We start from the raw sequence: 7,797 nt of genomic DNA on the forward strand, positions 1-7,797 counted from the left end.
GATCCGTACCTCGGGCGAACAGCGGCTGTCGAACTTCCTGCTGTGGCAGGCGGCCTATTCCGAACTGCTGTTCGTCGATACGCTGTGGCCCGATTTCGATGGCGAGGCGCTTGCCGATGCCATCGCCGCCTATGGCCAGCGGCAGCGGCGCTTCGGGGGCCTGTGAGCGAACAGGACCCCGTCAAACGCCGCAAGTCGGACCTTGCCGTCCGTACGGTGGCGAGTATCGGCATGATCGGCGTCGCCGCGCTGGCATTGTGGTTCGGGCAATTCGCCTTCTGGCTGCTGGTCGCGATCGGCAGCCTGTTCATGATGGCGGAATGGGCCGACCTGTACCGCGTGTCGCGCCAACACAAGCGGCTGGCGCAATATGCGTTGATGGTGCCGCTGGCGATCCTGTCGCCGCTGGCGGCGGGGGCGGGGTTCCTCACGCTGGGGCTGATCGCCGGGGCGGCGTTCTTCATCGTCATCGTCACGCGCCAGCCCGGTCTGGCGCGCGGCATCGTCTATTGCGGATTGCCCGCGCTCGCGATCGTGCTGCTGCGCGACCGGCCCGACGGGCTGCTGCTGGCATTCTGGGCGATGGCGCTGGTGTGGGCATGCGACATCGGTGCCTATTTCGCCGGACGGTCGATCGGCGGACCCAAGCTTGCGCCGACGATCAGCCCGAACAAGACATGGGCGGGCCTGATCGGCGGGGTGATCGCGGCCAGCGTGTTCGCGAGCGTGCTCTATGAGGTCGGTCTGCCGTTCCATCTTGTGGCGGCCACGCCGCTGCTGGCGGTGCTGGCGCAGATGGGCGACCTGTATGAAAGCCAGCTCAAGCGGAAGGCTGGGGTCAAGGATTCGGGCAACGTCCTGCCGGGGCATGGCGGGGTGATGGACCGGCTCGACGGGCTGGTCCCGGTGGCGCCGGCCGCGGCGTTGATGGTGTTGTTGGCAGGTCGGTTGGTATGAAGCGCGTTACGATTTTGGGTGCGACCGGATCGGTCGGCACCTCCACGCTCGACCTGATCGAACGCAACCCGGACGACTATGCGATCGAAGCGCTGACCGCGCACCGCGACGTGGCGAAGCTGGCCGCCGCCGCACGGCGGGTCGGCGCGCGACTGGCGGTGGTCGGCGACGAGGGCTGCCTGCCTGCCTTGCGCGATGCGTTGGACGGTAGCGGAATCGAGACGGCGGGCGGGGCACGTGCCGTGGCGGAAGCGGCGGCACGGCCGGTTGACTGGACGATGGCGGCGATCGTCGGCACCGCCGGGCTGGAGCCAGTGATGGCCGCGCTGGCACGCGGCGGCGCGGTGGCGCTGGCCAACAAGGAAGCGCTGGTATCGGCGGGCGAGGTCATGATGGCGGCGGCGCGTCAGGCCGGCACGAAGCTGTTGCCGGTCGACAGCGAGCATAACGCGATCTTCCAGTGCCTCGACGATTGTCCGCCCGAGCGGATCCGCCGCATCGTCCTGACCGCCAGCGGCGGCCCGTTTCGCGAACGATCGCTGGCGGAGATGCGCGGCATCACCCCCGAACAGGCGGTGGCGCATCCCAACTGGTCGATGGGCGCCAAGATCTCGGTCGATTCGGCGACGATGATGAACAAGGGGCTGGAACTGGTCGAGGCGTTCCACCTCTTTCCGGTATCGGTCGAGCAGCTCGACGTGCTGGTCCACCGCCAGTCGGTGATCCATTCGATGGTCGATTATGTCGACGGGTCGACGCTGGCGCAGCTCGGATCGCCCGACATGCGTGTGCCGATCGCACACGCGCTGGCATGGCCCGACCGGATGGTGACGCCCTGTACCCCGCTCGATCTGGCGACGATCGGCCGGCTGGATTTCGAAGCGCCCGATATGGAGCGGTTTCCGGCGCTGGCGCTGGCGCGGGCCGCGCTGGCGGCGGGTGGCGGGCGGCCGGCGATCCTCAACGCCGCCAATGAAATCGCGGTCGCCGCGTTTCTCGACCGGCGGATCGGCTTCCTCGAAATTGCCGCAATCGTCGGCGATGTCCTTGACCGCTTCGACCCGCCGGGTCCGTCGACGCTCGATGCGGTGTTCGCGATCGATGCCGAGGCGCGTGCGCTGGCGCGGGAGCGGGTAAAGGATTACGCGGCTTGATCGACTCTCCGGGCATGCTGATGACGGTCCTCGCGTTTCTGCTGGTGCTGGGTCCGCTCGTCTTCGTGCATGAGCTTGGCCATTATCTCGCCGGGCGCTGGTTCGGCGTCGGGGTGGAGGCGTTCTCGATCGGCTTCGGTCATGAGGTCGCGGGGTTCACCGACCGGCGCGGGACGCGCTGGAAATTCGGCTGGCTGCCGCTTGGCGGCTATGTCCGCTTCGCCGGCGACATGAACCCGGCGTCGCAGCCCGATGCGGCATGGCTGCAATTGCCGGCGAAAGAACGGGCGCGGACGTTTCAGGCCAAGCCGCTGTGGCAGCGCGCGATCATCGTCGCCGCTGGCCCTGCGATCAATTTCGTGCTGGCGGTGGCGATCCTCGGCGGCCTCGCCGCGACCTACGGTATCGATCGGACCCCGGCGCAGGTCGGATCGATCGTCGCCGGCAGCCCGGCCGAGCGCGCCGGATTGTTGCCGGGCGATACCGTCATCGCGCTCGGCGGTCGGTCGGTCGATACCTATCGCGATATGCTGCTCTTCACGCTGATCCGCGCGAACGAGCCGGTCCGTATCGACTATGAACGCGGCGGCATCGCGCGCAGCACCGACGCGACGATCGGCGCCGTCACCGAACGCGACCGGTTCGGCAATATCCACCGCATCGGTCGATTGGGAATCGGGCCGCCACAACCGGTCTTCGCGCCAGTGCCCTTGTGGCAGGCACCGGTCGAAGGCGTGGTGATGACCGGCAACATCCTGCGCAGCACCGTCGACGGGCTGGTACGGATCGTGACCGGCAGGATTCCGGCGAGCGAGATGGGCGGGCCGCTGCGCATCGCCAAGGCATCGGGCGAGCAATTGTCGCTGGGGCTGCCAGCGCTGATTACCTTCATCGCCTTCGTGTCGATTAATCTGGGATTCATCAACCTGTTGCCAGTTCCGATGCTGGATGGCGGACATTTGATGTTCTATGCGATCGAGGGCGTGAAACGTGGCCCGGTGCGCCCGCAAACGATGGAATGGGCGTTTCGCGGCGGATTGGCGCTGCTGCTGGCATTGATGGTGTTCGTGACGATGAACGATCTGGGGGCGTTCGGCGTGTGGCGTGGGTTGGCCGGCTTGATCGGTTGACCCGCATAGGGCAGGGCGCGATGCGTCCTGTAGGAAAGTTCCTCCGGTTGGGGTGGGTTTGGTGAGCGCAAGCAAGTTTTCTATTCATGGCGCGGGCGGTATCGCGCTGCTGGCCGGCACGATGCTGTCGAGCACCGCGGCGTTCGCCCAAGCGCGCCAGCCGGTGCCGGCCCCGCCGGTCGCCGCGCCCGCACCGGCCGCTCCGGCAGTCGCCCCCGCGCCGGTCCGCACCATCCGGTCGCTCCGCGTCGAGGGTTCGCAGCGGATCGAGCCCGACACGGTGCTGTCGTACACCAAGCTGCGCGTCGGCGCGGCCTATACCGCCGAGACGCTCGATCAGGCGATCAAGGACCTGTATGCGTCCGACCTGCTGGCTGACGTCGCGATCGAAGGTGCCGAAACCGGCGACGTCATCGTCCGGGTGCGCGAGAATCCGATCATCAACCGCGTGGTGCTGGAAGGCAACAAGCGGCTGAAGGACGACAAGATCACCAAGGAGATCAAGCTCGCCCCGCGGCAGATCTTCACGCGCACCGCCGTCCGCGCCGACGTCGCCCGGATCGTCGAGCTGTATCGCCGGCAGGGCCGCTTCGCCGCCAACGTGCAGCCGAAAATGGTCATGCTCGACCAGAACCGCGTCGACGTGATCTTCGAGATTTCGGAAGGGGCCAAGTCCAAGGTCCGCCAGATCAACATCCTCGGCAACGAGGTGTTCGGCGACAGCGCGCTGCGCAGCGAGATGGCGACCAAGGAGTCGCGGCCGTGGCGCATCTTCAGCTCGAACACCAGCTATGACCAGGACCGGCTGGCGTACGACCAGCAGAAGCTGCGCCAGTTCTACCTGACCAACGGCTATGCCGACTTCCGCGTCATTTCGGCGGTAGCCGAGCTGACGCCGGACAAGGAAGACTTCATCATCACCTATGTGGTGGAGGAAGGGCAGCGCTATAAATTCGGCGACGTGAGCGTCGAGAGCGCGATCCGCGATTTCGACAATGCGACGCTGACCAAGACGCTGCCGATGAAGAAGGGCGACTGGTACAACGCCAAGCAGGTCGAGGACACCGTCGACCAGTTGAGCGAATATGCCGGCCTGTTCGGCTATGCGTTCACCGACGTGCGGCCTGAATTCAAGCCCGATCGTGAAAACCACGTCATGGGCATCGAGTTCTTCCTCGCCGAAGCGAACCGGACCTATGTCGAGAAGATCGACATCACCGGCAATACGCAGACGCAGGACCGTGTCATCCGCCGCGAGTTCCGCGTGGCCGAGGGCGATGCGTTCAACGCCTTCCTCATCAAGCGATCGCAGGACCGGATCAACTCGCTCGGTTATTTCCAGGACAAGTTCGAGATCGAGCGCAAGGAAGGCTCGGCGCCCGACCGCATCGTGCTGGCGGCGAACGTAGAAGAAAAATCGACCGGCGAGCTGACGCTGTCGGCCGGTTTCTCCAGCCTCGAACGCTTCATCATTCAGGCATCGATCCGCCAACGCAACTTTCGCGGCAAGGGGCAGGATCTTCAGGCCAGCGTCAATTATTCGACCTACCAGAAGTCGGTCGAACTGGGCTTCACCGAACCCTATCTGTTCGACAAGAACATCGCGCTCGGCGGTACGTTGTTCCGGCGCGACTTCAACTCGTTCAACTATCTCGGGTCGGACCGCAACACGACCTATACCAACACCTCGACCGGCGGGCAGATCGTCGCGAGCGTGCCGCTCACCGAATTCTGGACGCTGTCGGGCCGGTATCAGCTCAGCCAGGACAATGTCGGGCTGGACGAGAACACCTTCTACACCAACGGCGAGTGCGATCCGACCAAGGCCGGGCGCTATCTGTGCGAGGCGATCGGCAACCGGCTGACCAGCATGGTCGGCCTCAACCTGATCTTCGACAACCTCAACAACCGCATCCGCCCGTCGCGCGGCCAGCGGCTGGTGACGGGGCTCGATTTCGCGGGGCTCGGCGGCGACGTGCGCTATGCCCGCGTGCGCGGCGACTTCGACAAATACTGGAACGTGGGCGGCTTCATCCTCTCGGCGGGGGTCGAGGGCGGCTATATCCATGCGTTGCAGAAGAGTTCGGGCGAGGGGATCGACGCGGTACGGATCGTCGACCGTTTCTATCTCGGCGAACCGCAGTTTCGCGGTTTCGACATTCGCGGCGTCGGTCCGCGTGTCCAGCGGCTGCAATATACCGGGTCGGTCGCCGGCGGCGACCAGACGCTCGTCACCGATCGCCAGCAGGTCATCGACGATCCGCTGGGCGGCAAGGGCTATTATCTCGGCAAGATCGAACTCGAACCGCCGCTGGGGTCGGGCATCGCCGAGCTGGGCCTCAGGCCGTCGATCTTCATTCAGGCCGGCGCGCTGTTCGGCGTGACCCGCCCGCTGCCGACCATCGCATTCCAGCAGGCGACCAACGCCGACGGATCGCTGCGCACCAACGCCGACGGGTCGCCCTCGCTGCTGCCGTCGACGACGCTCAGCAAGACGACCGATGGCCTGCAGATCTACAACAACCAGTTCACCGACGCGACGGGTTCGACGGCGTTCCGTCAGACGACGTGCGTCACCGGCTTCTCCTCGACGGTCGGCGGCACCTGCGTCGGCGGCGAGACGAACACGATCGCCACATCGACCACCACGCCGTTCCTCGAACGCTTCCTCGGCGATTCGGCGCGTCCGCGCCTGTCGGTCGGCATCGGCGTGAACTGGAATTCGCCGTTCGGGCCGCTGCGCATCGACGTGGCGAAGGCGCTGCTCAGCCAGCCCGGCGACGACAAGAAACTCATCACCTTCAACGTAGGAACCCAATTCTGATGCGTACGCTCACCCACGCGGCGGTCGCCGCTCTCGCCCTCACCGCCGCCGCCCCGGCATTCGCGCAGGCGCTGCCCGATGCCAAGATCGCGGTCGTCGATTCGGACCGCATCCTGCGCGACTGCACCGCCTGCCGCGCCGCCAACACGCAGTTGCAGGCGCAGCAGACCCAGCTCGAGACGCAGGCGCGTAACGCGGTCGGCCCGCTCCAGACCGAGGAAGCCGCGCTGCGTACCGCCGTGCAGGCCGCCAACGGCAACCCGGACGCCGCGCTGCAGGGTCGCATCCGTACCTTCCAGCAGAAGCAGCAGCAGATCCAGCAACAGCTTCAGCCGCAGGAGCAGCAGCTTCAGCGCAACGCGCAATATGTGCAGCAGCAGATCGGCCAGCGGCTGGTGCAGGTGATCCAGACCGTCGCGCAGCAGCGTGGCGCGACTCTCGCCGTGTCGAAGGGCAGCACCTTCTACAATGCGCCCGCCGTCGAGATCACCGATGCGGTGCTGACCGCGCTCAACGCCGCGCTGCCGAGCGTCAGCGTGACCGCGCCGGCACAGGCCGCCCCGGCCGCCCCGGCACCTGCCGCCGGCACCCGTCCGGCCCCGACGGGCCGCTGATCGTGGAGGGGGAAGCGACGTCGATCGGACCGTTCGACATCACCCGGGTGATGGCGGCGATCCCGCATCGCTACCCCATGCTGCTGGTCGACCGGGTGGCGGAGTTGATCCCCGACCGGTCGATCAAGGCGATCAAGGCGGTGACGATCAACGAAGGCTTTTTCCAGGGCCATTTCCCCGGACGGCCGATCATGCCGGGCGTACTGATCGTCGAGGCGCTGGCGCAGGCCGCCGGCATCCTCGCGGTCGAGAGCCTCGGCCTCGCTGGCTCTGGCAAGCTGGTGTATTTCATGTCGATCGATGGCGTGAAGTTCCGCAAGCCGGTGGAGCCGGGCGTGCTGCTGACGCTGGAGGCCGAGTTCCTCCAGAAGCGCGCGCGGGTGTGCAAGTTCGCCGGCAAGGCGCGCATCGATGGCGAGCTTGCCGCCGAATGCGAGTTCACCGCGATGATCGCCGACCCGCCCAAGGCCTGAGATACAGCAGCGATGGTTGCCAAGGAAGGCGCGTCCGTGTACGGGCGCGCCTTCGCTTACAGGGCTGGTCGGAACCAGCCATTTTCGGAGACAAGCGCATGAAGAAAGATACCCACCCCGAGTATCACACCATCAAGGTGCAAATGACCGACGGGACCGTGTTCGAGACGCGCTCGACGTGGGGCAAGGAAGGCGATCTGATGACGCTCGACATCGATCCGCTGGCGCACCCGGCGTGGACCGGTGGTCGCGGCCAGATGCTGGATGCGGGCGGCCAGGTGGCTCGCTTCAACAAGCGCTTCGGTGGCCTGTCGCTCGGCACCAAGAAATAATATACTCGTATTGACGCGCCGTGGTGGACAAGGGTTTGTTTACCACGGCGCGTTAGGCTCCGTTCCCTAGGAGGAATGGGAAGCATGTTCGCTGCCGAATATGAACCGGCCCAGCTCGACGGACGCCGTCGCAGCCCGCGCGCGCCGGTGTCGCTGGATGCCAAGCTGGGGCGCGGCGGCCTCGACCGGACCTTGTGCAAGGTCGTCGACATCTCGATCCATGGCGTTCGCCTGCAAACCTATTCGGCGCTGGCCAAGGGTGCCACGCTGTGGCTGACGCTGCCGGGGCTGGCCGCACCGCGTGCGGTGCGGG

Annotated in this window: 9 protein-coding genes; all 9 read left to right on the forward strand. The window is 66.2% G+C overall.

The features are described from left to right. Positions 1-166 (forward strand): undecaprenyl diphosphate synthase family protein (locus ASE78_RS19225; protein WP_200911004.1); only part of this gene is annotated, 166 nt, incomplete at its 5' end. Further along, positions 163-957, forward strand: coding sequence for a phosphatidate cytidylyltransferase (locus tag ASE78_RS06710; protein WP_056494769.1), 795 nt, complete (start codon positions 163-165; stop codon positions 955-957). The genes ASE78_RS19225 and ASE78_RS06710, both read left to right, overlap by 4 nt. Further along, positions 954-2,111: a 1-deoxy-D-xylulose-5-phosphate reductoisomerase gene (locus ASE78_RS06715; protein ID WP_056494771.1), complete on the forward strand. Its 1,158-nt coding sequence runs from the start codon at positions 954-956 to the stop codon at positions 2,109-2,111. Before ASE78_RS06710 ends, ASE78_RS06715 begins: the two co-directional genes overlap by 4 nt. Next, a complete protein-coding gene (locus tag ASE78_RS06720; protein ID WP_200911005.1) occupies positions 2,108-3,241 on the forward strand; it encodes a M50 family metallopeptidase in 1,134 nt (377 codons plus the stop codon). Before ASE78_RS06715 ends, ASE78_RS06720 begins: the two co-directional genes overlap by 4 nt. A 61-nt stretch (positions 3,242-3,302) precedes the next feature. After that, positions 3,303-6,065, forward strand: coding sequence for an outer membrane protein assembly factor BamA (gene bamA / locus ASE78_RS06725; RefSeq protein ID WP_055757296.1), 2,763 nt, complete (start codon positions 3,303-3,305; stop codon positions 6,063-6,065). Then, the gene (locus tag ASE78_RS06730) at positions 6,065-6,679 is read left to right on the forward strand and encodes an OmpH family outer membrane protein (RefSeq protein ID WP_055756323.1); all 615 of its coding nucleotides are present in this window, start codon (positions 6,065-6,067) and stop codon (positions 6,677-6,679) included. Before bamA ends, ASE78_RS06730 begins: the two co-directional genes overlap by 1 nt. Before the next feature lie 2 nt (positions 6,680-6,681). After that, positions 6,682-7,152, forward strand: a complete 471-nt coding sequence (gene fabZ / locus ASE78_RS06735) for a 3-hydroxyacyl-ACP dehydratase FabZ (protein ID WP_414886797.1) — start codon at positions 6,682-6,684, stop codon at positions 7,150-7,152. A gap of 98 nt (positions 7,153-7,250) precedes the next feature. Continuing rightward, positions 7,251-7,484, forward strand: coding sequence for a 50S ribosomal protein L31 (gene rpmE, locus ASE78_RS06740; protein WP_055756321.1), 234 nt, complete (start codon positions 7,251-7,253; stop codon positions 7,482-7,484). An 84-nt stretch (positions 7,485-7,568) separates the two neighbouring features. Then, positions 7,569-7,797, forward strand: a 229-nt coding sequence (locus ASE78_RS06745) for a PilZ domain-containing protein (RefSeq protein ID WP_162236473.1), incomplete at its 3' end; no start/stop codon positions are given.

Source organism: Sphingomonas sp. Leaf25 (assembly GCF_001421635.1).
Taxonomy (GTDB): domain Bacteria; phylum Pseudomonadota; class Alphaproteobacteria; order Sphingomonadales; family Sphingomonadaceae; genus Sphingomonas.